This window comes from Micromonospora sp. NPDC050980, from assembly GCF_040653835.1.
Taxonomy (GTDB): domain Bacteria; phylum Actinomycetota; class Actinomycetes; order Mycobacteriales; family Micromonosporaceae; genus Micromonospora.
Window position 1 is genome coordinate 16,091 of sequence record NZ_JBFAGS010000024.1, and the last position, 24,840, is coordinate 40,930.

Genomic DNA, 24,840 nt, shown 5'->3' on the forward strand with positions numbered 1-24,840 from the left:
TCCACGCTCCCCTCAGTTGCCGGTCGTGAAACCGGTGATGTCGCCCACCCGGGTCAGCGCCGCGTGCGCGGCGGCCACGATCCGGTCGGGGGTGAACCCGAACTGCTCGAAGAGCACGGTGTAGGGCGCGCTCGCGCCGTAGTGCTCGATGCTCACGCACTCGCCGCTGTCCCCGACGATCGCCCGCCAGGACATCGCGATGCCCGCCTCCACGCTCACCCGTGCCTTTACCCCGCGCGGCAGCACCGACTCCCGGTACGCCTCGTCCTGCGCGAAGAACCACTCCTGGCACGGCATGGACACCACCCGCGTCGGGGTGCCGTCGGCCTCCAGCCGCTCCCGCGCGGTGAGGCAGAGCTGCACCTCCGAGCCGGTGCCCACGATGATCACCTGCGGCTTGCCGTTGGACGCCTCGGCGAGCACGTAACCGCCCTTGGCGGTGCCCTCGGCGGGACCGAACTCGGTGCGGTCGAGCGTCGGCAGCGCCTGCCGGCTGAGCGCCAGGGCGGTCGGCCGGTCGGTGTGCTCCAGCGCCTGCCGCCACGCCCAGGCGGTCTCGTTGGCGTCGGCCGGCCGGACCACGTCCAGGCCGGGGATGGCCCGCAGCGCGCTCAGGTGCTCGATCGGCTGGTGGGTCGGGCCGTCCTCGCCCAGGCCGATCGAGTCGTGCGTCCAGACGTACGTCACCGGCAGCTTCATCAGCGCGGCGAGCCGCACCGACGGGCGCATGTAGTCGCTGAACACCAGGAAGGTGCCGCCGTAGGGGCGGGTGCCGCCGTGCAGGGCGATGCCGTTGAGGATCGCGCCCATGCCGTGCTCGCGGATGCCGAAGTGCAGCGTGCGGCCGTACTCGTCGCCCGGGAAGTCCTTGGTGGCGTGCCCGGCCGGGACGAAGGACGGCTCGCCCTTCATGGTGGTGTTGTTGCTCTCGGCCAGGTCGGCCGAGCCGCCCCACAGCTCGGGCAGCACCGGGGCGAGCGCCTCCAGGACCTTGCCGGAGGCGGCCCGGGTGGCGACGCCCTTGGCGTCCGCGCCGAAGGTGGGCAGCGCGTCGGTCCAGCCGGTCGGCAGGGTACGGGTGGCCATCCGGTCCCACAGCGCCTTGCGCTCCGGGTTGGCCTGCGCCCAGGCGTCGAACCGGGTGGTCCACTCGGCCTGCGCCTCGGTGCCGCGCTCGACCACCTGACGGGCGTGCTTGAGCACCTCCTCGTCGACGGAGAAGGTGCGCTGCGGGTCGAAGCCGAGGATCTCCTTGGTGGCCTTGACCTCGTCCGCGCCGAGCGCCGAGCCGTGGATCTTGCCGGTGTTCTGCTTGTTCGGCGCGGGCCACCCGATGATGGTGCGCAGCGCGACGAACGACGGCCGCGCGGTCTCCGCCCGGGCGGCCAGCAGCGCCTGGTAGAGCGCCTCGGTGTCCTCGTGGTAGTCGCCCTGGTCGGCGTCGCCGGTGCGCCAGTCGACGGTCTGCACGTGCCAGCCGTACGCCTCGTAGCGGGCCGCCACGTCCTCGCTCTTGGCGATCCGGGTGTCGTCCTCGATCGAGATCTCGTTGTCGTCGTAGATCACGCACAGGTTGCCGAGCTGCTGGTGGCCGGCGAGCGCGCTCACCTCGTGGGTGATGCCCTCCTCGATGTCGCCGTCCGAGGCGATGCACCAGATGTCGTGCCGGAACGGCGAGTCGGCGCGGTCCGGCTCGGGATCGAACAGGCCCCGCTCCCGGCGGGCCGCCATCGCCATGCCGACCGCGTTGCCGAGGCCCTGCCCGAGCGGGCCGGTGGTGGTCTCCACGCCCGGGGTGTGGCCGTGCTCCGGGTGACCCGGGGTGAGCGAGCCCCACTGGCGCAGCGCCTTGAGGTCCTCCAGAGCCAGCGGGTAGCCGGAGAGGAAGAGCTGGATGTAGAGGGTCAGGCTGGAGTGCCCGGCGGACAGCACGAACCGGTCCCGGCCGGGCCAGTTCGGGTCGGTCGGGTTGTGCCGCATGACCCGGTTGAACAGGAGGTACGCCGCCGGGGCGAGGCTCATCGCCGTGCCCGGGTGGCCGTTGCCGGATTTCTCCACGGCGTCCATGGCCAGCACGCGGACCGTGTCGACGGCCCTGCGGTCGAGGTCGGACCAGTTGAGAGCGGGAAGCTCGGGTCGTTTCGCAGCCACGTTCATGTGCTCCTCGGCAGATGGGCGGAACCCTCACTGATGACCCTATCGAGCGTCGCTAAACGTCCGCCCGGGGATCTCGGCATGCTGACTTGTACGTTTCCGCCCCGACCGGCCGTTCAACCTCCGGTGTGACCGCCCGCACCGTTGCCGGGTCTGCGGGGCAGCCAAAACGACGGCGCGTAGTGTGTGGGTCGGTGTGTGGACCCGGCTCGGGTCCGGGCCGACGACCTCCCCCGCCGAAGCCGGAAGGTGGCAATCCGTGAGCATGATCACCGAGCGCCCGGTCAGCAACCCTGCCGGGACGTCGCCGGTGGGCGCGGTGGCGGAGGCGCCGGCGACCGGCCGGCGGGACGTGCGGGCCGTGGTGTCCGCGTACGTGGCGCTGACCAAGCCGCGGATCGTCGAACTGCTGCTGGTGACCACCGTGCCGGCGATGATGCTCGCGGACGGCGGCATGCCGGCGCTGTGGCTGGTGGCCGTGGTGCTGGTCGGCGGCTCGCTCGCGGCCGGCGCGGCAAGCGTGCTCAACTGCTACATCGACCGGGACATCGACCAGTTGATGCGGCGCACCAAGCGTCGCCCGCTGCCGGCGCACACCGTGTCGCCGCGCAGCGCCCTGGTCTTCGGCCTGGTGCTGGCGACGGTGTCGGTGGCCCTGATGGCGGCGACCACCAACTGGCTGGCGGCCGGCCTGACGCTGGCCGCGATCGTCTACTACGACCTGGTCTACACGCTCTGGCTGAAGCGGACCACGGCCGCCAACACGTTCTGGGGCGGCGCCTGCGGGGCCGCGCCGGTGCTGATCGGCTGGGCCGCGGTCACCGGCTCGCTGTCGCCGGCGGCCTGGGGCCTGTTCGCGGTGGTCTTCTTCTGGCAGCTACCGCACTTCTACGCGCTGGCCATCAAGTACAAGGACGACTACGCCCGGGCCGGCATCCCGATGCTGCCGGTGGTGGCCTCGGTCCGCCGGGTCAACGCGGAGATCATCGGGTTCTCCTGGCTGACGCTGCTGTCGTCGCTGGCCGTCTGGCCGCTCGGGATGAGCCCGGTCTACGGGGTGACCGCGCTGGTGGTCGGCGGGATCTTCGTGGTCGAGGCGCACAAGCTGTGCCGGCGCGCGGCGCGCGGCGAGGCGGTCAAGCCGATGCGGCTGTTCCACTGGTCCACCACCTACCTCACCATCCTGTTCGCCGCCGTGGCCCTGGACGCCCTCCTCTGACCCACCCCCAACCCCGCACCGTGCGCCGTTGATCGTGAGGTTGGCGGCGTTTTCGATCTCCCGAAGCGCCGTCAGCCTCATGATCAACGAGCTGGGGTCGAGCGGGATGGATGTTTCCGCACGTGAGACGGTTCATCAGAAGTTTTTTCTTGGGTCCTCGGGTGGATCAAAAGGGGCAGAGTGTGACGATAGCTGCTGGGCGTATCGCCCGCATATAGCGGGCATGGTCGGACAAATTACCTGTGGTTCTCCTTAAACCAGCGGGTAATTGGCATCACATTCAGTTCATCGTTCTCGCACATCCGGGTGGATGTCTGCTTAGGCTTCGCGTCATGGCAGATGGTTCCGATACGACGCTGACGGCCGACAAGACCGGCGGGCAGGGCTCCAACGGCCTGGTCGCGGGCATCAAGTCGTTCGCCGCCGGGCACGGCGGCGCGAAGGCGGTCATCGAATACGTCGGCAAGCGCGGCGCACGGATCGTCCTCGTGGGTTCCGACGGGGCGTGGGCCGACCAGTTCGCCGACGACACCGTGGTCGCGCGGCAGGCCTGCGCCGCGGCCGGGGTCGACATCGAAAACGCCTGGGAGCGTGAGCTGATGGACCAGATGCGTCCGAGCAACGACCTCTGGCGGTCGATGGCCCGGCGCACGATGGCCCGTTGACACACATATAAACCGCATGACCGACATCCACCAGTCGACCCGGGGGAAACCCCGGGTCGCTCTCGTCACCTGCGCCCCCGTGCCCGACCTCGACCCGGACGACCGGCTCGTGCTCGACCCGCTCGCCGCCCGCGGCGTGACCGCCGAGATCGCGATCTGGGACGACCCGGCCGTCAACTGGTCCGGCTACGACCTGGTCGTGCTCCGCTCGCCCTGGGACTACGCCCGGCGCCGGGACGAGTTCGTCGCCTGGGCGCACACCGTGCCGGCACTGGTCAACCCGGCCGACGTGGTCGCCTGGAACACCGACAAGCGCTACCTGGCCGAGTTGTCCGCGGCCGGGGCGCCCACCGTGCCGACGGTCTGGATCGCGCCCGGGGAGCGGTGGGCGCCGCCGGCCGGCGGGGAACACGTGCTCAAGCCGGCGATCAGCGCCGGCAGCCAGGACACCGGGCGCTACGACCTGACCGACCCGGAGCACCGGGAGTTGGCCTCGGCGCACGTGCGGCGGCTCGGTGACGCGGGGCGGGTGACGATGGTGCAGCCCTACCTGGACGCGGTGGACACCGACGGCGAGACCGCACTGCTCTACCTGGCCGCCCCGACCGGCCTGGCGTTCAGCCACGCGATCCGTAAGGGGCCGATGCTGACCGGCCCGGACCGGGGTGAGACCGCGCTCTACAAGGAGGAGCGGATCGACGCCCGCACCGCGACCGCCGAGCAGCGGGCCGTCGCCGAGAAGGTGCTGGCCGCCGTCCCCGGCGGCACCGACCGGTTGCTCTACGCGCGGGTCGACCTGATCCCCGGCCCGGACGGGTCGCCCGTCCTGGTCGAGCTGGAGCTGACCGAGCCGAGCCTGTTCGTCGGCTACGCCGACGGCGCCCCGGACCGGCTCGCCGAGGCGGTCCTCACCCGCCTGCCCCACCGCCCCTGACCGGCCCGGCCGAGGTGGCCGGGTCACTCGCGGTCGGTGTGGTTGCGGTTCCACCGGCCGCCGATCGGCGGGGTGTCCAGCCGCAGCGCGGCCGTCGACCCGGCCAGGTCGTTGTCCTCTACCGCGCAGGACACGCAGCTTCCCGACTCGGTGATCCACAGCCCGTACGCCTGCGTGTCGTCGTCCCGGTGCCAGATCCGGTTGCCCCGCACGGTGGCCGAGTCGAACGGTGCGGCCACCGTGATCCCGGCGCAGGCCGCCGGCCCGTCCGGCAGCTCGTACGCCGAGCCGGGCTCCGGGGTGGCCTCGTTCCAGCCGGTGGCGCCGTCGGGGCGTACCTCGGCCAGGGCGAGCTGGTCGGCGGTGTTGTCGGCCACCACGGCGTCCCGGGTGCCGACCCGGACGACCTTGCCCCGGTGCCCGCCGACGGGCCAGTCCGCCTCGCCGTCGGTGACCTCGCGCGGGCCGTAGCGCACCGCGTCGCCCGAACCCCGGTGCGCCGGCGCGGACCGGCGCCCGTTGTCCCGGATCCGGTTGCCCACGATCGACGCGTCAAGCATCGGCCGGTCGATCCGGATGCCGTCCAGCGCGTTCTCCCGGATGTCGTTGTCCTGGATCACCACGTCGGCGGCGGCGCCCCGGTAGCCGCGGCCGAGGTCGTGCTCGTGGTAGCCGTACCCGCCGTTGCGGCTGATCCGGTTGCCCTGCACCGCGTACGGGCCGGGGGTGTTGCCCATGCTGATCCCGTTGCCGACGTTGCAGTCGATCACGCAGCCGGTGAGCAGCCCGCCGTGCCCGGCGATGCCGGCGGTGCCGTTGGCGGACACGTCGAACCCGGCCTCCAGGTTGTTGGTCATGGTGCAGCCGGAGACGATCAGGCCGTCCGCGCCCCAGTCCGAGATGCCGAACCGGTTGGCCTGGCTGTGGCAGCCGATGATGCGGATGCCGCGCGGCGGGGTCCAGTAGTCCTTCTGCAGCTCCAGGAAGATCCCGTTGGTGCCGTTGCCGACCGTGGTGCAGTTGGCGATGGTGAGGCGTTCCACGTCGCCCCAGCCGCCGATGCCGACCCCGATGCCGGCGCCGCCCATCTGCCGGCCGTTGTCCAGTCGGCCGCAGCCGACCACGACCACGCCGTCGATCAGGCTGTCCTGGAGGAAGTCGCAGCCGAGACCGGTCGCGCCGGTGTGGTGGATGTAGAGGTTGCGGAACACGCCGCGCACGACGTACTGCAACCCGAGGCCCTTGGCCAGGTAGTCGTAGGCGGTCTGAACCACCCCGGAGCCGTCGATCTCGAAGTCGGCGAAGGTGCAGTCGGCGATGTGCCGGTCCCGGTCCGCGCCGTGCTGCACCGTGGTCCAGTAGGCCAGCGGCACCGGGTTGGCGCGGTTGCCCTCGTTGCTGAGCAGGAACCGGGTCGCGGCCGGGCCGGCGCCGATCAGCGATACGCCGCTGCGCCAGATCGTGCCGGCGTCGCGGATCGAGTAGAGCCCGGGCGGGCAGTGGATGACCCGGGCGCGGCCGTCGGCGTCGTAGCCGGCGCCGAGGCGGTCCACCAGCGCGGCCAGTGCCGGCTGGTCGTTGGTCACCCCGTCGCCGGTGAGGCCGTGCTCGCGGGCGTCGCACCACAGCGGCGCGCCGGCCACCGGGGTGAGCCGCTGCGGGGTGGTGGTGGCAAGGCTCCTGCGCGACACCGGGTCCTCCCCTCGGGCGTGCGGTCCGTCGTGCGGCCCGCATTCCCGCTCCGGTCGCTGGGTAACGCCCGGCTCAGGCGGCGGCGCCCACCGGCTCGGCGGTGGGCGCGGCCGGGGCCGGCGGGGCGGCCGGGAGACGCTCCCGGGTGGCCCCGAGCACGGCCAGCGTGGCCAGCAGCACCAGGCAGGAGCCGAGCATGTGCGCGGCGACGAGCACCGCCGGCAGGTGGGTGAAGTACTGCACGAAGCCGATCAGGCCCTGGCCCAGCTCGACCGCGAGCAGCACTCCGGCGGCCCGGGCGGCGCGGCGCGCGCCGACCGCGCGGAACGCGAAGAGCAGCGCCACCGAGAGGCCGATCAGCAGGAAGACGCCGTCGGCGTGCACCTGGGAGATCGCCTCCGGGTCCAGGCCGTTGCGGGCCGCGCCCCGGTCGCCGGCGTGCGGGCCGCTGCCGGTCACCCAGGTGCCGACCACGAGCACGGCCGCGCCGACCACGGTCGTGATCCAGGCGAGGGTACGCAGCGGCGCCGGCACGGTGGGTGTCACCGGCCCGTCCGGCTCGCCGGTGCGCCGCCAGAGCGCGTACGCGACCGCGATGACCGCCATCGAGGCGAGGAAATGCAGCCCGACCACCCAGGGGTTGAGGTTGGTGAGCACGGTGATCCCGCCGATGACCGCCTGCGCCGGGATGCCGAGCAGCACGCCCACGGCCAGCGGCAGCAGCCCTCGGCGGCGGGGGCGCTGGGCCAGCACGGCGAGCACCACCGCGAGCGCGATGATCCCCACCGCGAACGTGAGCAGCCGGTTGCCGAACTCGATCACCCCGTGCACGCCCATCTCGGGGGTGGTGGTGTAGGACTCGTCGGTGCACCGGGGCCAGGTGGGGCAGCCGAGGCCGGAGGCGGTGAGCCGGACGGCCCCGCCGGTGACCACGATCGCCACGTTCGCGATGATCGAGGTGAACGCGAGGCGACGCAGCAGCGTGGGGGAGACCGGGAACCGGACGGAACGCTTCACGCGGCAAATCCTACGCACCGTAGTTGATCCCGATCGGGTGACTCCGCCGACCCGGTGGTCGGAATCACCGGACCCCCGGTTTGCGGGCCCCGCGCGAATTACGTAACGTTGCCGTTGTGAAAAACGCGGCAGCGCTGTCCGAAGGGTCGGTGACCGGTACGGTCGCCGGCGCGACGGTCCCTGCCGACCGGTCGACCCGCGACCGGGTCACCCAGCTGCTGCTGGAGCGGGGCGCGACCACCGCCGCGCAGCTCGGCTCGGCGCTCGGCCTCAGCCCGGCCGCGATCCGCAGGCACCTCGACGCGATGCTCGCCGACGGTGACGTGGTCGCCCGCGAGCAGGCCGTGCGGGGCAGCCGGGGGCGGGGCCGGCCGGCCAAGGTGTTCGTGCTGACCGAGGCGGCCCGGGTGCGCTGCGGGACCCACCACTACGACAACATGGCCACCGCCGCGCTGCGCTGGATCGCCCGCACCGGTGGCGCCGAGGCGGTGGCGGAGTTCGCCGCCGACCAGGTCGCCGCGCTGGAGAAGCGTTGCCGGGCCGCCATGGAGGACGCCGGCGACGCACCGCTCGCGCGGGCCGAGGCGCTCGCCGGGGCGCTCACCGCCGAGGGTTACGCTGCCAACGCGTCCACGATCGCCTCCGGCGGCCAGCTCTGCCAGCACCACTGCCCGGTGGCGCACGTGGCCGCCGAGTTCCCCCAGCTGTGCGAGGCCGAGACCGCGGTGATCTCCCGCCTGGTCGGCACCCACGTGCAGCGCCTGGCCACCATCGCGCACGGCGACGGCGTGTGCACCACGCACATCCCCGCCCAGTCCGGTTCCACCGTCACCACTGTGAGGACAGATAGATGACCGAGCAGATCGTCCAGCCCCTGACCCAGGAGGAGCAGCTCGCCGCCCTCGGTCGTTACGAGTACGGCTGGGCCGACCCCGACGTCGCCGGGGCCGCCGCCCAGCGTGGTCTGAACGAGGCGGTGGTGCGCGACATCTCGGCCAAGAAGAACGAGCCGGCCTGGATGCTCGACCTGCGCCTGAAGGGCCTGCGGCTGTTCGACCGCAAGCCGATGCCGGCGTGGGGCGCCGACCTCACCGGGATCGACTTCGACAACATCAAGTACTTCGTCCGGTCCACCGAGAAGCAGGCCACCAGCTGGGAGGACCTGCCGGAGGACATCAAGAACACCTACGACCGGCTGGGCATCCCGGAGGCGGAGAAGCAGCGGCTGGTCGCCGGCGTCGCGGCGCAGTACGAGTCCGAGGTCGTCTACCACAAGATCCGTGAGGACCTCGAGGAGCAGGGCGTCGTCTTCCTCGACACCGACACCGCGCTGCGCGAGCACGAGGACCTCTTCAAGGAATACTTCGGCACGGTCATCCCGGTCGGTGACAACAAGTTCGCCGCGTTGAACACCTCCGTCTGGTCCGGTGGCTCGTTCATCTACGTGCCGAAGGGCGTGCACGTGGAGATCCCGTTGCAGGCCTACTTCCGGATCAACACGGAGAACATGGGCCAGTTCGAGCGGACGCTGATCATCGTCGACGAGGGCGCGTACGTGCACTACGTCGAGGGCTGCACCGCGCCGCTCTACTCCTCCGACTCGCTGCACAGCGCGGTCGTGGAGATCGTGGTCAAGAAGAACGCGCGCTGCCGCTACACGACCATCCAGAACTGGTCGAACAACGTCTACAACCTGGTCACCAAGCGCGCGGTGTGCCACGAGGGCGCGACCATGGAGTGGGTCGACGGCAACATCGGCTCCAAGGTCACCATGAAGTACCCGGCGGTCTACATGACCGGCGAGCACGCCAAGGGCGAGGTGCTCTCGGTGGCCATGGCCGGTGAGGGCCAGCACCAGGACGCCGGCGCCAAGATGGTGCACGCCGCGCCGCACACCTCCTCGACCATCGTGTCGAAGTCGATCGCCCGGGGCGGTGGCCGCACCTCCTACCGCGGCCTGGTGCAGGTGCTGGAGGGTTCGCACAGCAGCCGCAGCACGGTCAAGTGCGACGCGCTGCTTGTCGACACCATCTCCCGCTCCGACACCTACCCCTACGTCGACATCCGCGAGGACGACGTGTCGATGGGGCACGAGGCGACCGTCTCCAAGGTCAGCGACGACCAGCTCTTCTACCTGATGAGTCGGGGCCTGAGCGAGGACGAGGCGATGGCGATGATCGTGCGCGGCTTCATCGAGCCGATCGCCAAGGAGCTCCCCATGGAATACGCGCTGGAGCTCAACCGCCTGATCGAGCTGCAGATGGAGGGCGCGGTCGGCTGACGCCGCCGTTCCCGCGCGGCGGGCCGGAACCCCGGCCCGCCGCGTCAGCAAGACCACGTCGTCACGGACCAGACAGACCAAGGAAGAGATGACTACCCAGGCTTCCGCGCCGCCCACGACCAAGTCGCAGGCGCTCCGCTCGTACGACGTCGCCGACTTCCCGGCCCTGACCGGGCTGGAGGAGGAGTGGCGGTTCACCCCGCTCAAGCGCCTGCGTGGCCTGACGGGTGACGGCTCCGGGTCGCCGCGCGGCACGGTCCGGCACGAGCACGGCGACCTGCCCGAGGGCGTCGTCGTCGACCGGATCGGCCGCGACGACCCCCGGGTGGGCAGCGTGCTCACCCCGTTCGACCGGGTCAGCGCGCTGGCCTACGGCGGGGCCGACGGCGCGCTGCTGGTGCGGGTCGACCGGGACGCCGTGGTGGACGCGCCGGTGCGCCTGCGGGCGGTCGGCGAGGACGCCGGGGCGCTGGCGTTCGGCCACACGTTCGTCGAGGTGGGCCGGTTCGCCGACGTGACAGTGGTGCTGGAGCACGTCGGCTCGGCCACGCTCGCCGACAACGTCGAGGTGACGGTGGCGGACGGGGCGAAGCTGACCCTGGTCACGGTCGCCGACTGGGCCGACGACGCGGTCCAGGCGCAGCACCTGAAGGTGAAGCTGGGCCGCGACGCCAAGGTCGTGCACGTGCAGGTGAGTCTCGGCGGCGACCTGGTCCGGCAGCACACCACTGTGGAATACACCCAGCGCGGCGGCGAGGCGGAGCTGTACGGCCTCTACTTCGCCGACTCCGGCCAGCACCTGGAGCACCGGCAGTTGGTCGACCACACCGTGCCGGACTGCCGTTCCTACGTCGGCTACCGCGGCGCGCTGCAGGGCGACGACGCGCACACCGTCTGGGTCGGCGACGTGCTGATCGGGGCCGAGGCCACCGGCACCGACACCTACGAGATCAACCGGAACCTGCTGCTCAGCGACGGTGCCCGGGCCGACTCGGTGCCCAACCTGGAGATCGAGACCGGCGAGATCGCCGGCGCCGGGCACGCCAGCGCGACCGGCCGCTTCGACGACGAGCAGTTGTTCTACCTGATGGCCCGGGGCATCCCGGAGGGCGAGGCCCGACGCCTGGTGGTGCGGGGCTTCTTCGCCGAGCTGATCAACAAGATCCCGGTCGAGGACCTGCGCGATCGGCTCGGCGACGCGATCGAGGCGCGCCTCACGAAGGCCGGCGCCTGATGATCAGGATCTGTTCCACCGAGGACGTGCCGAAGGGCGCCGCGATCAGCGCCGACGTGGACGGCGTGCAGGTGGCGATCGTGCACGGCGAGGACGACGTGTTCTACGCCGTGCACGACGAGTGCTCGCACGCCGCCGTGGCGCTCTCCGAGGGCGAGGTCGAGGGCTGCACGCTGGAATGCTGGCTGCACGGATCCCGTTTCGACCTGCGTACCGGTGAGCCGACCGGGCTGCCCGCGACCGAACCCGTACCCGTCTACCCCGTCGAGGTCCGCGACGGCGAGATCTACGTCAGCATGACGCCGAGCAATGGAGTGACGCGATAATGAGCACCCTGGAGATCCGCGACCTGAAGGTGTCGGTCAAGCTGCCCGAGGGTGAGCTCAAGCCGATCCTGCACGGGGTCGACCTGACCGTGCGCTCCGGTGAGACGCACGCGATCATGGGCCCGAACGGCTCCGGCAAGTCGACGCTTGCCTACTCGATCGCCGGCCACCCCAAGTACGAGATCACCGGCGGCGAGGTGACCCTCGACGGCTCCGACGTGCTGTCCATGTCCGTCGACGAGCGGGCCCGCGCCGGCCTCTTCCTGGCCATGCAGTACCCGGTCGAGGTCCCCGGCGTGTCGGTGGCCAACTTCCTGCGTACCGCGAAGACCGCCATCGACGGCGAGGCGCCGAAGCTGCGCACCTGGGCCGGCGAGCTGCGCGGGGCCATGGAGAAGCTCCAGATGGACCCGGCGTTCGCCCAGCGCAACGTCAACGAGGGCTTCTCCGGCGGGGAGAAGAAGCGGCACGAGATCGTGCAGTTGGAGCTGCTCAAGCCGAAGATCGCCATCCTCGACGAGACCGACTCCGGCCTCGACGTGGACGCGCTGCGCGTGGTCAGCGAGGGCGTGAACCGGGTCCGCGACACCGGCGACACCGGGATGCTGCTGATCACCCACTACACCCGGATCCTGCGCTACATCAAGCCGGACTTCGTGCACGTCTTCGTGGCCGGGCGGATCGTCGAGCAGGGCGGTCGCGAGCTGGCCGACAAGCTCGAGGAAGAGGGCTACGAGCGGTACGTCGCCGGGGCCGGCGCGGCGCGGGCCTGAGCGAGCCGGACATGACCTCCATCGCGATCCCGGCGGGCATGCCGCAGTACGCCGACGTGCCGCGCTTCGACACCGCGGCGGTGCGGGCCGACTTCCCGATCCTGGGCCGGGAGGTCAACGGTCACCCGCTCGTCTACCTGGACAGCGCGAACACCTCGCACAAGCCGCGGCAGGTGCTCGACGTGCTCACCGAGCACTACGCGAGGCACAACGCCAACGTGTCGCGCTCGGTGCACACGCTGGGCACCGAGGCGACCGAGGCGTACGAGGGGGCGCGGGCGAAGATCGCCGCGTTCGTCAACGCCCCGAGCGTGGACGAGGTGGTGTTCACCAAGAACTCCACCGAGGCGATCAACGTGGTGGCGTACGCGTTCTCCAACGCCTCGTTGCGCGCGGACGCCGACCCGCGGTTCCGGCTGGGCCCCGGCGACGAGATCGTGATCTCCGAGATGGAGCACCACTCGAACATCGTCCCGTGGCAGCTTCTGGCGGAGCGCACCGGTGCGACGCTGCGCTGGTTCCCGGTCACCGATGGCGGCCGGCTGGACGAGTCGGGCCTGGACGAGCTGGTCACCGAGCGCACGAAGATCGTCTCGTTGGTGCACACGTCGAACATCCTCGGCACGGTCAACGCCACCGCGCGGATCACCGAGCGGGTTCGCCAGGTCGGTGCGCTGCTGCTGCTCGACTGCTCCCAGTCGGTGCCGCACCAGCCGATCGACGTGGTCGACCTGGACGCCGACTTCATCGTCTTCACCGGGCACAAGATGTGCGCTCCGACCGGCATCGGCGTGCTCTGGGGCCGGGGTGAGCTGCTCGCCGCGATGCCCCCGGTGCTGGGCGGCGGCTCGATGATCGAGACGGTGACGATGGCGCGCACCACGTTCGCCGCGCCGCCGGCCCGGTTCGAGGCGGGCACCCCGCCGATCGCCGAGGCGGTCGCGCTCGGCGCGGCGGTGGACTACCTCACCGGCGTCGGGATGCGGGCGATCCAGTGGCACGAGAAGGAGCTGACGGCGTACGCGCTGGACGCCCTCGCCACCGTGCCGGGCCTGCGGATCTTCGGCCCGTCCGTGCCGGTCGGCCGGGGCGGGACGATCTCGTTCGCCCTCGGCGACGTGCACCCGCACGACGTCGGGCAGGTGCTCGACTCGCTCGGCGTGCAGGTGCGGGTGGGGCACCACTGCGCCAAGCCGGTGTGCGCCCGATTCGGGGTGCCGGCGATGACGCGGGCGTCGTTCTACCTCTACACCACCACGGCGGAGATCGACGCCCTGGTGGCGGGCCTGGACAAGGCGCGGAAGGTCTTCAACTGATGCAGCTTGAGTCTCTCTACCAGGAGATCATCCTGGACCACTACAAGCACCCGCACGGCCGCGGTCTGCGGGAGGCCACGGACCCGGCGGCCCGGGTCGGCGAGGCGCACCACGTCAACCCGACCTGTGGTGACGAGATCACCGTGCGGGTGGCGACCGACGGCGCCGTGTTGACCGACATCTCGTACGACGGGATGGGCTGCTCGATCAGTCAGGCGTCGGCGAGCATCCTGCACGAGTTGCTGCGGGGCCGGGCCGCGGACGACGCCGCGGTGGTGCACGAGGCGTTCGTCGAGTTGATGTCCGGGCGGGGCCAGGTCACGCCGGACGAGGACGTGCTCGGCGACGGGGTGGCGTTCGCGGGTGTCGCGCGCTATCCGGCCCGGGTCAAGTGCGCGCTGCTGTCGTGGATGGCGTTCAAGGACGCCGCGGCACGCGCCGGGGTGGGCGTGAGCCCCGAGGCGAAGGCGAGTCATCAATACAGCGCGGCGGCGTCCCAGGCCGGCGCCGAGCGAAGCGAGGGGGCGGCATGAGCGACGACGAGACCACCACGACGCCGGAGACCGGCGCGGTGGCGACCGACAGCCCGGCCGGCGGCAAGGCCGCCGTCGGCGACATCGAGGAGGCGATGAAGGACGTCGTCGACCCCGAGCTGGGCATCAACGTGGTCGACCTGGGCCTGGTGTACGGCGTCCACGTGGATGACGAGAACGTCGCCACGCTGGACATGACGCTGACCTCGGCGGCCTGCCCGCTGACCGACGTGATCGAGGATCAGGCCCGGCAGGCGCTGACCACCGGCCCGGGCGGCGGCCTGGTGAACGACATCCGGATCAACTGGGTCTGGCTGCCGCCGTGGGGCCCCGACAAGATCACCGACGAGGGACGCGACCAGCTCCGCTCCCTAGGCTTCAACGTCTGACCCCCTCCCCGCACCCCCCACCCCCCCCGGTGGGCGCGCTGATTCACGGAAAGAGTGGCTTCCGGCTCGCGAATAGGCACTCTTTCCGTGAATCAGCGGCTCGTGAGGGGGGTGGGGGTGGGGGGTGGGGGAGCGGGTTGCACGATGAGCGGGTGATCGAGGCGTACCCGAAGCAGGCTCCCGTCCGTGCGGCCACCGCCGCGCGCCGACAGCGGGCCGTGCCGCCGGCCGCCGCGATCCCACGCCGACCGTCGTGACCGGGGCGTTCCTCGCCGGGCTGGTCGCCGGCTACGGTGTCGCGATCCCGGTCGGCGCGATCGCGATCCTCATCCTCGGGCTGAGCGCCCGCGCCGGGCTCCGGGTCGGGTCGGCCGCGGCGCTGGCCGTGGCCACCGCCGACGGGCTCTACGCCGCGGCCGCCGCGCTCGGCGGCGCCGGGCTGGCCGGGTTCCTGGCTCCGGCCGCCGGGCCGCTGCGGGTGGTCGCCGCATCGGTCCTGCTCGGCATCGCCGCGCACGGCCTGTGGCGGGCCTGGTCCGCCCGGCGGGAGGCCATCGGTGTCCCGGTCGGGCGCGCGCTGCACACTCCGGCGCGGGCGTACGCTGCGGTGCTCGGGCTGACCCTGCTCAACCCGGCGACGGTGCTCTACTTCGCCGCCCTGGTGCTGGGCCGCCACGACGCCGCCGATCCGGACCCGGTGGCCGCCGCGCTGTTCGTCAGTGGCGCGTTCCTGGCCTCGGCGAGCTGGCAGCTGCTGGTGGCCGGGGGCGGCTCGGTGGTGGGCCGCGCGTTGGCCGGACCCCGTGGGCGGCTGGTCACCGGGCTGGTCTCCAGCGCCCTGATCGCCGCGCTGGCGGTCACCACGCTGGTGTCCGGCCGACTACCCTGAGGGACAGCGGGGAGGCGTGCGATGAGGAGCATCCGAGTTCCGGCCGTGGGTTCGCCCTGCTGCTCGGCCTCCTCGTCGCCTGCGACGACGGGCGCGGCGGGGACGACGGGCGCGGCGGGGGTGACGTCCCCGCCGGGGCGGCCGCGACGGACTGGTCCGCGCCGGTGACGACGATGTCCGCCCCCACCGGGCGCACGGTCGTCCTGCGCACCGGCCCGCCCCGCTGCTGGCGGGTCGGCGAGGTCCGGTCCGACGGCATGGAGACGGGTGCGGTCAGCGCGTGCCACGGCCCGCCGGCGACGGCGGCCTCCCGCGTGTTCGGCGTGGTCGTGGTGGTCAGCGCCTGCTCGGGCGCGAACGCCGTGGCGGTCGGGGAGCCTCCTGGACGGACGGTCGTCGAGGACGTCTCCGACGGGATCTTCCTGGTGCCGCCCGGCCTGCTGCCGGCGGACGCGCGCGCGGTCACGTACGCCTGCCGCACCGGCGCCGGTGACGACGGGCCGCCGGTGACGGTGGACATCGCCGGCTGAGCCGTACCTCTGGGTAGGGTCGGTGCCATGAGCAGCCGACCCGCAGCCGGGGGCGGCCGGTGGGTCGAGGTCGACCCGACCCGCGTCACCCGCTGGGTCGAGGGCTTCGCCGACCGGCACGGCCCGCCCACCATCACCGCCCTGGGGTACGGTCTACTGCTCACCGCCCCGGACGGTGCCACGGCCGAACTGCATACCCCGCCCGGCGCGCGCCAGGCGGCGGACCTGCCGGCGTTCGCCGGTGTCGTCGCCGCGCCGCGCCGGCTCGGCCTGCTGCTGGCCCGCAAGGGCGCGGTGGCGGTCGGCGTCGCCGACGGCGCCGAGCTGGTGGCCTCCAAGGTGGACACCCGGTACGTGCAGGGGCGGACCGCCGCGGGCGGCTGGTCCCAGCAGCGGTTCGCCCGGCGGCGCGACAACCAGGCGAAGGCGGCCCTGGGCGATGCCGCCGACCTCGCCGTGCGCCTGCTGTTGCCGGCGGCCGGCACGCTCACGGCGCTGGTCTGTGGGGGCGACCGGCGGGCGGTCGACACGGTGATGGCCGACCGGCGGCTGGCGCCGCTCGCGGCGTTGCGCGCGGAGCGCCTGCTCGACGTGCCGGAGCCCCGGCACGCCGTCCTGGTGGCGGCGGTCGCCGCCGCCCGGGCAGTCCACATCCTGGTCCGCTGAACGGAAAAGATCACCTCAAGCTGGTCAATCTCCCGCACCGGCAGTGCATTGAGCGAAACCGATCTCTAAGGTTGGTGCCACGAAGTGGTGGGTCTCCGGGCGACCCGCCGGGGCAGCTTCGGCTCCGCCATCCACGCACCGACGTCGTTGGGAGAGAACACTTTCATGAGCGGACATCAGGACGGCCGGCCCCGAGCCCGGTGGCGCCGTGCGATCAGGTTGCTCGCCGCCGTGGCGGCGATGGGCGCCGGAAGCATGGTGCTCACCACCGCGTTGACGGCGGGCCCGGCGGCGGCAGGCGCGGCCGGACGCGCCGCGTCAGCGGCCCCGGCGGTCACCAGTGTCACCGCCGGCGGCGCGCACACCTGCGCGATCAGCGCCGACGAGGCACTGTGGTGCTGGGGCTCGAACTACGGTGGCCAGCTCGGTGACGGCACCACCACGAACCGGAGCGCCCCGGCGCGGGTCGGCAGCGCCGCCTGGGCCGCCGTCGACGGCGGCTCCGGGCACACCTGCGCGGTCCGGACCGACGGCACGCTGTGGTGCTGGGGCTCGAACTTCCGGGGCCAACTCGGCGACGGGACCACCACGAGCCGGCGCGAGCCGGTGCAGGTCGGCACCGCCACCACCTGGGCCGGGGTCAGCGCCGGCCCGGCGCACACCTGCGCCGTGCGCACCGACGGCACGCTCTGGTGCTGGGGCTTCAACCGCACCGCGCAGCTCGGCGTCGGTGACGACCCGTACGTCGCGACCACCCCGGTGCAGGTAGGCGCCGCGAGCAACTGGGCGAGCGTCTCCACCGGCTTCGCGCACACCTGTGCGGTGCGCACCGACGGGACGCTGTGGTGCTGGGGGCTCAGCTCCGACGGGCAGCTCGGTCTGGGCACCCTGGGCTCGCAGACCACGCCGGCGCAGGTCGGCACCGCGACCGACTGGTCCGGTGTCACGGCCGGGTATGCGCACACCTGCGGGATCCGGTCCGGCGCGCTGTGGTGCTGGGGGGAGAACGGCTACGGGCAGTTGGGCGTGAGCGGCAGCTACCGGACCGCGCCGATCCAGGTCGGCACGGCCACGACCTGGAGCTGGGTCGCAGCCAGCGGCGACACGTCGTGCGCGTCGCGTACCGACGGCAGCCTGTGGTGCTGGGGCAAGAACGCCTTCGGGCAGGTGGGCGACGGCACCACCACCCACCGGTCCGCACCGACCCGCGTCGGTGACGCCACCACCTGGACCGGTGGCCTCGCCGCCGCCGATCACGCCTGCGGCATCCGGACCGACGGCGGTCTGTGGTGCTGGGGCGACAACAGCGGTGGGCAGTTGGGCGACGGCACCACCGTCCAGCGACCCACCCCGGCCCAGGTGGCGCTGCCGGGCTGACCCGCCGGGAACACGTCGGGCCGTCGGCCCGCGTCGCTGGATGTCGCAGCGACGCGGGCCGACGGCCCGGGTGGCGTTACTGGCCGGAGCCGAAGGTGTCGCAGGTCTTCGGATCGCCGGTGGAGAAGCCCTTGGTGAACCACTGCTTGCGCTGCTCGGAGCTGCCGTGGGTGAACTCGTCCGGGTTCACCGGCCGGCCGGACCGCTGCTGGATGGCGTCGTCACCGATCTTCTCGGCGGTGTCGATGGCCTGCTGGATGTCCTGGTCGGTGATGCTCTTGAAGATCTTCTGACCCTGCTCGTCGGCGGTGCCGGTGGCGTTCTTGGCCCAGGCGCCGGCGTAGCAGTCGGCCTGCAACTCCAGCTTGACCGAGAGCGCGTTGGCGTTTTGCGGGTCGCGCTGCTGCTGGCGGCGCATCTGCGCCTCGGTGCCGAGCAGGTCCTGCACGTGGTGGCCGTACTCGTGGGCCAGCACGTACGGCTGGGCGAACTCACCCTCGGCGCCGAGCTGGTCGGCGAGCAGCTCGTAGAACGTGAGGTCGATGTAGACCAGATCGTCGGCCGGGCAGTAGAACGGGCCGACCCCGGAGTCGGCCGCCCCGCAGCCGGTGCTGACGTTGCGGCTGAAGAACACCGTCTTGGACGGCTGGTACTGCTCGCCGAACACCTCCGGCATGGCGGTGCGCCAGTATGCCTGGATCGAGTTGACGTAGAGGGTGTTGCGGCAGTCGAGTTGCTCCAGCGCGTCCTGCGCGGAGCACTTCTGCTCCAGCGAGGTGTTGTCGCCCTGCTCGTCTCCGCCGCCGCCGTTGGTGGCCGCGTTGAGGCCGAATCCGCCGCCCACCAGGGCGACGAGCACGGCGATGATGATGCTCACCAGCCCGCCCCGGCCACCGCCGCCGCCCGGGATCGGGATGCCCATCCCGCCCCCGCCGCCGCCGGACCCTCGCCGGTCGTCCACCTGGCTGGTGTCGACCTGCGCGTTCTCGTTCAGCTCCATGTTTTGACCCCGATCACCGATCTGTCCGTGTGTGGTGGTTGCGGTACCGGACCGGGTCCGGACGGCGCATTCCGTACCCGATGATCTTGTCCGGTAATCCGGCGGGAGCGGCGCGGCGCGCCCGGTACACTTGGGCCGTGCTGCGCTGCGAAGGCTGAACGGCCCCGCGCCGACGGGAGAAGACGACCCGCCGGCGCTTTCGCGTGCCCTGAGTCAGCCCTTCCGGACCCTGAGAGCGAGTACTCCGAAATGATCACTGTCACCGGCCTGGAACTGCGCGCCGGTTCCCGGATCCTGCTGTCCGACACCACCCTGCGGGTGCAGCCCGGAGACCGGATCGGCCTGGTCGGGCGCAACGGCGCCGGCAAGACCACCACCCTCAAGGTGCTCGCCGGGGAGGGCCAGCCGTACGCCGGACAGATCGACCGGCGCAGCGCCATCGGCTACCTGCCGCAGGACCCGCGCACCGGTGACCTGGAGGTCACCGGGCGGGACCGGGTGCTCTCCGCGCGCGGGCTGGACGTGCTCATGGCCCAGATGACCGAGGTGGAGAACAAGCTCGCCGAGGGCGCCGACGACGAGCGGCTGGTCCGCCGCTACGGCGCGCTGGAGGACCAGTTCGCCTCGCTCGGCGGCTACGCGGCCGAGGCCGAGGCGGCCCGGATCTGCGCCAACCTCGGCCTGCCCGACCGCGCCCTGGCGCAGACCATCGGCACGCTCTCCGGCGGCCAGCGCCGCCGCATCGAGCTGGCCCGGATCCTGTTCCGCGACGCCGGCGAGAACGGCGGCGGCATCCTGCTGCTCGACGAGCCCACCAACCACCTCGACGCCGACTCGATCACCTGGCTGCGCGGCTTTCTCGCCAACCACAAGGGCGGCCTGATCGTGATCTCCCACGACGGGTCGCTGTTGGAGTCCGTGGTCAACAAGGTGTGGTTCCTGGACGCCACCCGCTCGGTGGTCGACACCTACAACCTCGGCTGGAAGGCGTACCTGGAGGCGCGGGAGACCGACGAGCGCCGCCGCCGCCGGGAGCGGGCCAACGCCGAGAAGAAGGCCGGCGCGCTGATGGCCCAGGCGGACAAGATGCGGGCCAAGGCCACCAAGACCGTCGCCGCGCAGAACATGGCCCGGCGCGCCGAGCGGCTGCTCTCCGGCCTCGACGAGGTGCGGGTCGCCGACCGGGTGGCCAAGGTGCGCTTCCCCAACCCGGCGCCGTGCGGCAAGACGCCGCTGACCGCCGCCGGCCTGTCCAAGTCGTACGGGTCGTTGGAGATCTTCACCGACGTGAACGTCGCGGTGGACCGGGGCTCCCGGGTGGCCATCCTCGGCCTCAACGGCGCCGGCAAGACCACCCTGCTGAGGATGCTCGGCGGGCTGCTGGAGCCGGACACCGGCGAGGTGCGCCCCGGGCACGGCCTGCGGCTCGGCTACTACGCCCAGGAGCACGAGACGCTGGACGTGGACCGGACGATCCTGGAGCACATGCGCAGCGCCGCGTCGGACCAGACCGACACCGACCTGCGCAAGATCCTCGGCGCGTTCCTGTTCTCCGGCGAGGACGTGGACAAGCCGGCCGGGGTGCTCTCCGGCGGTGAGAAGACCCGGCTGGCGTTGGCCACGCTGGTCTGCTCGGGCGCCAACGTGCTGCTGCTGGACGAGCCGACGAACAACCTCGACCCGGTCAGCCGGGAGCAGGTGCTCGACGCGATCGCCCGCTATCCGGGCGCGATCGTGCTGGTCACCCACGATCCGGGCGCGGTCACCGCGCTCAAGCCGGACCGCGCCATCCTGTTGCCCGACGGCGACGAGGACGCCTGGTCCGACGACCTGCTGGAGCTGGTCGAGCTGGCCTGAGGTCCGCCGACTCCGGCATCACGGTACGGATCGGGCGGTCGGAAGGATCACTCTATCGGGAAGCTGACATTGCGTAGCGTGTCGGTTGGCGAATAGTTGATATCTGGCGCATGATCGTCCGAGGCGGTCTAATAGGTGGGACCGTATCCGAACCGCACAGTCTGGGACGTGAGGAATCAGCATGGCAGCCACCGGCACAGCCACCAGCACTGAGAAGGGTCGCCGGATCGTCGGGGCCGAGCGTCAGACGCTCGCCAAAGACCTGGTAAAGCGGTACACCGGGGGTGAGAGCATCCGTGCGCTGGCGGCCTCGACCGGCCGTTCCTACGGATTCATCCACCGGGTGCTCACCGAGTCCGGGGTGCAGCTGCGGCAGCGCGGCGGCGCCCGGCGCCGCAAGAAGGCGTGACCCGCCCCCCAGCGTCGTCCATCAGCGTCGCGCTCCGGGTGGTCCGGTGACCCCCGAGACGACCGGAGTGCGACTCGACTGCGACGGGCCGGTCGCGACGGTGACGTTGTGCCGGCCCGACGTTCTCAACGCGCAGACTCCGGCCATGTGGCGCGCGATGTCCGACTTCGCCCGGGACCTGCCCGGTGACGTCCGGGTCGTCGTCGTGCGCGGCGAGGGTCGCTCCTTCTCCGCCGGCCTGGACCTGGCGTTCGCCGGCGCCTCCGGGCCGGGTTCCTTCGCCGAGCTGGCCACGCTCCCGGAGCCCGAGTGTGCCGAGCGGATCGCCGAATACCAGGGCGGCTTCACCTGGCTGCACCGGCCGGACGTCGTCTCGATCGCCGCGGTGCAGGGCCACGCGATCGGCGCCGGCTTCCAGCTCGCCCTCGCCTGCGACCTGCGGGTGCTCGCCGCCGACGCCCGGCTCTCGATGGCCGAGGTGACTCTCGGCCTGGTCCCCGATCTGGCCGGCACGGGCCGACTGGTCGATCTGGTCGGCTACTCCCGGGCCCTGGAGATCTGCGCCACCGGCCGCCGGATGGACGCCGCCGAGGCGGACCGGATCGGCCTGGCCACCCTGGTCGTGCCGAACGACGAGCTGGACGGCGCGGTGCGCGACCTGTCCGCCGGGCTGCTGGCCAACGACCGGGACGCGATCGTCGAGATCAAGGCCCTGCTCGCCGGCGCGGCCCGGCGTTCGCCCGTCGAGCAGCAGCGGGCCGAGCGGGAGGCCCAGACCCGGCGGATCCGTGACCTGGCCGGTCGGGGCGAATAGTAAGGACCGTTCGGGAAGATCCGGGTTACTCGCGAGGTTGTCACAGGCGTCGGGAGAATTGACCCCGACGGTTCATGCTGCCTGACGACCCGGAGGTGACGGATGTCCAACCACATGGCCGGCGGCGGCATGGGCGGCTGGAGCATGCTCCGGTCGCTGCGCAACCGCGACGAGGTCTCCGCGCACCAGCTCAAGCGGGGCACCGCCCGGCGGATCGTCGCGTTCGCCCGGCCCTACCGGCGCGGCATCGTCGTCTTCCTGATCACCGTGATCGTGGCCGCGGTGATCGGCGTGGCCACCCCGCTGCTCGCCGGCGACGTGATCGACGCGATCGCCGGCGACGGGCCGGACGCCCGCGAGACGGTGGTCCGGCTCGCCCTGATCATCGCCGCGCTGGCCGTGGCCGACGCGCTCTTCTCGCTGGCCCAGCGGTGGTATTCGGCCCGCATCGGCGAGGGCATCATCCTCGACCTGCGCACCCGGGTCTACGACCACGTCCAGCGGATGCCGCTGCAGTTCTTCACCCGCACCCAGACCGGCGCGCTGGTCAGCCGCCTCAACAACGACGTGCTGGGCGCCCAGCGTGCGTTCACCTCCACGCTGTCCGGGGTGGTCAGCAACGTCATCCAGCTCGTGCTCACCGCCGGGGCGATGCTGGTGCTGTCCTGGCAGATCACCGTGCTGGCGCTGGTGCTGTTGCCGATCTTCATCATCCCGGCGCGTCGGGTCGGCCGGCGGCTGGCCGAGATCACCCGCGAGTCCTACAACCTCGACGCCAAGATGAACGCCACCATGACCGAGCGGTTCAACGTGTCGGGTGCGTTGCTGGTCAAGCTCTTCGGCGCGCCCGAGGTCGAGGCCACCCGGTTCGCCGGCCGGGCCGAGCGGGTCCGCGACATCGGCATCCAGTCCGCGATGTACTCCCGCACCTTCTTCGTGGCGATGCTGCTGGTCGCCTCCCTCGCCCAGGCGCTCACCTACGGGCTGGGCGGCTGGCTCGCCGTCGCCGGTGCGGTGAGCGCGGGCACCGTGGTCAAGCTGGCACTGCTGCTCACCCGCCTCTACGGCCCGCTCACCGCGCTGTCGAACGTCCGGGTCGACGTGATGAGCGCGCTCGTCTCCTTCGACCGGGTCTTCGAGGTGCTCGACCTGCGCCCCGGCATCGAGGAGAAGCCCGACGCCGTGCCGGTGCCCCGGGGCAACGGCCGGGTCGAGTTCCGCGACGTGCGGTTCCGCTACCCGACCGCCGCCGACGTGTCGCTGGCCTCCCTCGAAGAGGTCGCCGCGCTCGACCGCACGGTCAACGAGCCGGTGCTCAAGGGCGTCTCGTTCGCCGTCGAGCCGGGGCAGATGGTGGCCCTGGTCGGCCCGTCCGGCGCCGGCAAGTCGACGCTGTCCATGCTGATCTCCCGGATCTACGACGTCAGCGACGGCCAGGTGCTGGTCGGCGGCGTCGACGTGCGCGACGCGACGCTCGCCTCGTTGCGCGACGAGATCGGCGTGGTCACCCAGGATTCGCACCTGTTCCACGAGACGATCCGGGAGAACCTCCGCTACGCCAAGCCCGACGCCACCGACGACGAGATCTGGGCCGCGCTGGCCGGCGCGCAGGTCGCCGACCTGGTCCGGGCCACGCCCGACGGGCTCGACACCACGGTGGGGGAGCGTGGTTACCGCTTCTCCGGTGGTGAGAAGCAGCGGATCGCCATCGCGCGGCTGCTGCTCAAGGCCCCGTCGATCGTGATCCTCGACGAGGCCACCGCGCACCTCGACTCGGAGAGTGAGGCCGCGGTGCAGCGGGCGCTGTCGGTGGCGCTGACCGGGCGTACCGCGCTGGTGATCGCGCACCGGCTCTCCACCGTGCGCGACGCCGACCAGATCCTCGTGCTCGACGAGGGGCGGATCGTCGAGCGCGGCCGGCACGACGAGCTGGTGGCGGTCGGCGGTTTCTACGCCGAGCTCTACCGCACCCAGTTCGCGGTCGCCGGCTCCCCGGCGCCACACGCCGAGCCGGAGCAGCCGGAGCCGGTGGTGACCACGGTGCCGATGGGCACCTACGTCGCGCAGGAGAGCATGCCGCCCGCCGCCGCCAACTAGGCAGCGGCCGGTGGCAGACCGGCGGTGACGGCGGCGCGCAGCTCGCCGAAGGCGGCGCCCAGCGTCTCCGGGGTGAAGTGGGCGTTCAGACCGCTCGGGTTGGGCAGCACCCAGAGCCGGGCCGGTCCGAGCGGTTCCGGCTGCGGCCCGAAACCGGCCTTCGGCCGGGCGAACCCGATCCGGTACGCGGTCACCCCGACCACCGCCACCCAGCGCGGCCGGTGACGCTCGACCTTCTCGGTCAGCAACCGCGCGCCGTCGACCAGCTCCTGCGCGCTCAACTCGTCGGCGCGGGCGCTCGCCCGGGCCACCATGTTCGTGATGCCCAGCCCCAGCGCCGGCAACTCCTCCTGCTCGCTGGGGTGCAGCAGGCGCGGGGTGAAGCCGCCGCGGTGCAGCGCCGGCCAGAACCGGTTGCCCGGTCGGGCGAAGTGCCAGCCGGTGGCCGCCGACCACAGGCCCGGGTTGATGCCGACGAAGAGCACGTCCAGCCCGGGCGCGATCACGTCGGGCAGCAGCCGGTCGGCCGCGGCGGCGAGCTGTTCCCGGCTGGGCCGGGGATGGCGGCGGGCCGGCGCGCCCGGGCCGGGGGCGGCTTCGGGTCGCCCGCCACCGGGTCGGCGTCGGTCGTTCACCGGGACTCCACCGAGGGCTGCGAGGTCGCCGAG

The 24,840-nt window shown here is 72.1% G+C and carries 23 protein-coding genes and 1 pseudogene; 19 read left to right on the forward strand and 5 right to left on the reverse strand.

Annotation, left to right across the window (positions count from 1 at the left end; all coding sequences use genetic code 11):
* Positions 1–12: 12 nt before the first annotated feature.
* Positions 13–2,151 (reverse strand): transketolase, encoded by a 2,139-nt coding sequence (gene tkt / locus AB0H28_RS25850; protein ID WP_358045351.1) that lies wholly within the window; start codon positions 2,149–2,151, stop codon positions 13–15.
* Positions 2,152–2,413: 262 nt separating this feature from the next.
* Between tkt and AB0H28_RS25855 the strand changes: the two genes are divergently transcribed.
* The 3 genes from AB0H28_RS25855 (at position 2,414) to AB0H28_RS25865 (ending at position 4,972) form a co-directional block, all read left to right on the forward strand.
* Complete coding sequence (locus AB0H28_RS25855) at positions 2,414–3,373, forward strand: heme o synthase (RefSeq protein WP_358045214.1); 960 nt, start codon at positions 2,414–2,416, stop codon at positions 3,371–3,373.
* 332 nt (positions 3,374–3,705) lie between these two features.
* A complete protein-coding gene (locus AB0H28_RS25860) occupies positions 3,706–4,038 on the forward strand; it encodes a hypothetical protein (RefSeq protein WP_358045217.1) in 333 nt (110 codons plus the stop codon).
* Between the two features lie 16 nt (positions 4,039–4,054).
* The gene (locus AB0H28_RS25865; protein ID WP_358045219.1) at positions 4,055–4,972 is read left to right on the forward strand and encodes a hypothetical protein; all 918 of its coding nucleotides are present in this window, start codon (positions 4,055–4,057) and stop codon (positions 4,970–4,972) included.
* 23 nt (positions 4,973–4,995) lie between these two features.
* On the opposite strand, the gene AB0H28_RS25870 is transcribed toward AB0H28_RS25865, so the two are convergent.
* Positions 4,996–6,663: a right-handed parallel beta-helix repeat-containing protein gene (locus AB0H28_RS25870; protein ID WP_358045222.1), complete on the reverse strand. Its 1,668-nt coding sequence runs from the start codon at positions 6,661–6,663 to the stop codon at positions 4,996–4,998.
* A 73-nt stretch (positions 6,664–6,736) separates the two neighbouring features.
* A complete protein-coding gene (locus tag AB0H28_RS25875) occupies positions 6,737–7,699 on the reverse strand; it encodes a COX15/CtaA family protein (protein WP_358045225.1) in 963 nt (320 codons plus the stop codon).
* A gap of 98 nt (positions 7,700–7,797) precedes the next feature.
* Between AB0H28_RS25875 and AB0H28_RS25880 the strand changes: the two genes are divergently transcribed.
* The 12 genes and pseudogenes from AB0H28_RS25880 (at position 7,798) to AB0H28_RS25935 (ending at position 17,995) form a co-directional block, all read left to right on the forward strand.
* A complete protein-coding gene (locus AB0H28_RS25880; protein WP_358045228.1) occupies positions 7,798–8,535 on the forward strand; it encodes an HTH domain-containing protein in 738 nt (245 codons plus the stop codon).
* Positions 8,532–9,962: a Fe-S cluster assembly protein SufB gene (gene sufB / locus AB0H28_RS25885; RefSeq protein ID WP_358045231.1), complete on the forward strand. Its 1,431-nt coding sequence runs from the start codon at positions 8,532–8,534 to the stop codon at positions 9,960–9,962. The genes AB0H28_RS25880 and sufB overlap by 4 nt, the downstream gene beginning before the upstream one ends.
* Before the next feature lie 88 nt (positions 9,963–10,050).
* Positions 10,051–11,196 (forward strand): Fe-S cluster assembly protein SufD, encoded by a 1,146-nt coding sequence (sufD, locus tag AB0H28_RS25890; protein ID WP_358045234.1) that lies wholly within the window; start codon positions 10,051–10,053, stop codon positions 11,194–11,196.
* A complete protein-coding gene (locus tag AB0H28_RS25895) occupies positions 11,196–11,522 on the forward strand; it encodes a non-heme iron oxygenase ferredoxin subunit (RefSeq protein ID WP_358045237.1) in 327 nt (108 codons plus the stop codon). The genes sufD and AB0H28_RS25895 overlap by 1 nt, the downstream gene beginning before the upstream one ends.
* Positions 11,522–12,295, forward strand: a complete 774-nt coding sequence (sufC, locus tag AB0H28_RS25900) for a Fe-S cluster assembly ATPase SufC (protein ID WP_091573415.1) — start codon at positions 11,522–11,524, stop codon at positions 12,293–12,295. The genes AB0H28_RS25895 and sufC overlap by 1 nt, the downstream gene beginning before the upstream one ends.
* A gap of 11 nt (positions 12,296–12,306) precedes the next feature.
* On the forward strand, positions 12,307–13,611 hold the full coding sequence (locus AB0H28_RS25905; protein WP_358045241.1) for a cysteine desulfurase: 1,305 nt from the start codon (positions 12,307–12,309) through the stop codon (positions 13,609–13,611).
* A pseudogene (gene sufU, locus AB0H28_RS25910) lies at positions 13,611–14,069 on the forward strand (Fe-S cluster assembly sulfur transfer protein SufU); the annotation flags it as partial. The gene AB0H28_RS25905 and the pseudogene sufU, both read left to right, overlap by 1 nt.
* Before the next feature lie 71 nt (positions 14,070–14,140).
* Positions 14,141–14,533: a metal-sulfur cluster assembly factor gene (locus AB0H28_RS25915; RefSeq protein WP_358045244.1), complete on the forward strand. Its 393-nt coding sequence runs from the start codon at positions 14,141–14,143 to the stop codon at positions 14,531–14,533.
* A gap of 253 nt (positions 14,534–14,786) precedes the next feature.
* A complete protein-coding gene (locus tag AB0H28_RS25920; RefSeq protein ID WP_358045247.1) occupies positions 14,787–15,422 on the forward strand; it encodes a LysE family transporter in 636 nt (211 codons plus the stop codon).
* Between the two features lie 173 nt (positions 15,423–15,595).
* Positions 15,596–15,952, forward strand: a complete 357-nt coding sequence (locus tag AB0H28_RS25925) for a hypothetical protein (protein WP_358045250.1) — start codon at positions 15,596–15,598, stop codon at positions 15,950–15,952.
* Positions 15,953–15,979: 27 nt separating this feature from the next.
* Complete coding sequence (locus AB0H28_RS25930) at positions 15,980–16,618, forward strand: acVLRF1 family peptidyl-tRNA hydrolase (RefSeq protein WP_358045253.1); 639 nt, start codon at positions 15,980–15,982, stop codon at positions 16,616–16,618.
* 165 nt (positions 16,619–16,783) lie between these two features.
* On the forward strand, positions 16,784–17,995 hold the full coding sequence (locus AB0H28_RS25935; protein WP_358045256.1) for a hypothetical protein: 1,212 nt from the start codon (positions 16,784–16,786) through the stop codon (positions 17,993–17,995).
* Between the two features lie 76 nt (positions 17,996–18,071).
* Here AB0H28_RS25935 and AB0H28_RS25940 read toward each other — a convergent pair whose 3' ends face one another.
* On the reverse strand, positions 18,072–18,995 hold the full coding sequence (locus AB0H28_RS25940) for a neutral zinc metallopeptidase (protein ID WP_358045259.1): 924 nt from the start codon (positions 18,993–18,995) through the stop codon (positions 18,072–18,074).
* A gap of 249 nt (positions 18,996–19,244) precedes the next feature.
* On the opposite strand from AB0H28_RS25940, the gene AB0H28_RS25945 reads away from it, so the two are divergent.
* From AB0H28_RS25945 to AB0H28_RS25960, 4 genes are all read left to right on the forward strand, one after another.
* Entirely contained in the window at positions 19,245–20,852 is a 1,608-nt protein-coding gene (locus AB0H28_RS25945; RefSeq protein WP_358045261.1) for an ABC-F family ATP-binding cassette domain-containing protein, read from the forward strand.
* Positions 20,853–21,033: 181 nt separating this feature from the next.
* Positions 21,034–21,261, forward strand: coding sequence for a helix-turn-helix domain-containing protein (locus AB0H28_RS25950; protein WP_007072022.1), 228 nt, complete (start codon positions 21,034–21,036; stop codon positions 21,259–21,261).
* A 46-nt stretch (positions 21,262–21,307) separates the two neighbouring features.
* A complete protein-coding gene (locus AB0H28_RS25955) occupies positions 21,308–22,075 on the forward strand; it encodes an enoyl-CoA hydratase/isomerase family protein (RefSeq protein ID WP_358045265.1) in 768 nt (255 codons plus the stop codon).
* 114 nt (positions 22,076–22,189) lie between these two features.
* The gene (locus AB0H28_RS25960; protein ID WP_358045354.1) at positions 22,190–24,172 is read left to right on the forward strand and encodes an ABC transporter ATP-binding protein; all 1,983 of its coding nucleotides are present in this window, start codon (positions 22,190–22,192) and stop codon (positions 24,170–24,172) included.
* Here AB0H28_RS25960 and mug read toward each other — a convergent pair.
* Positions 24,169–24,807, reverse strand: coding sequence for a G/U mismatch-specific DNA glycosylase (gene mug, locus AB0H28_RS25965; RefSeq protein WP_358045268.1), 639 nt, complete (start codon positions 24,805–24,807; stop codon positions 24,169–24,171). The two genes, AB0H28_RS25960 and mug, sit on opposite strands and share 4 nt — an antisense overlap.
* Positions 24,808–24,840 lie beyond the last annotated feature (33 nt).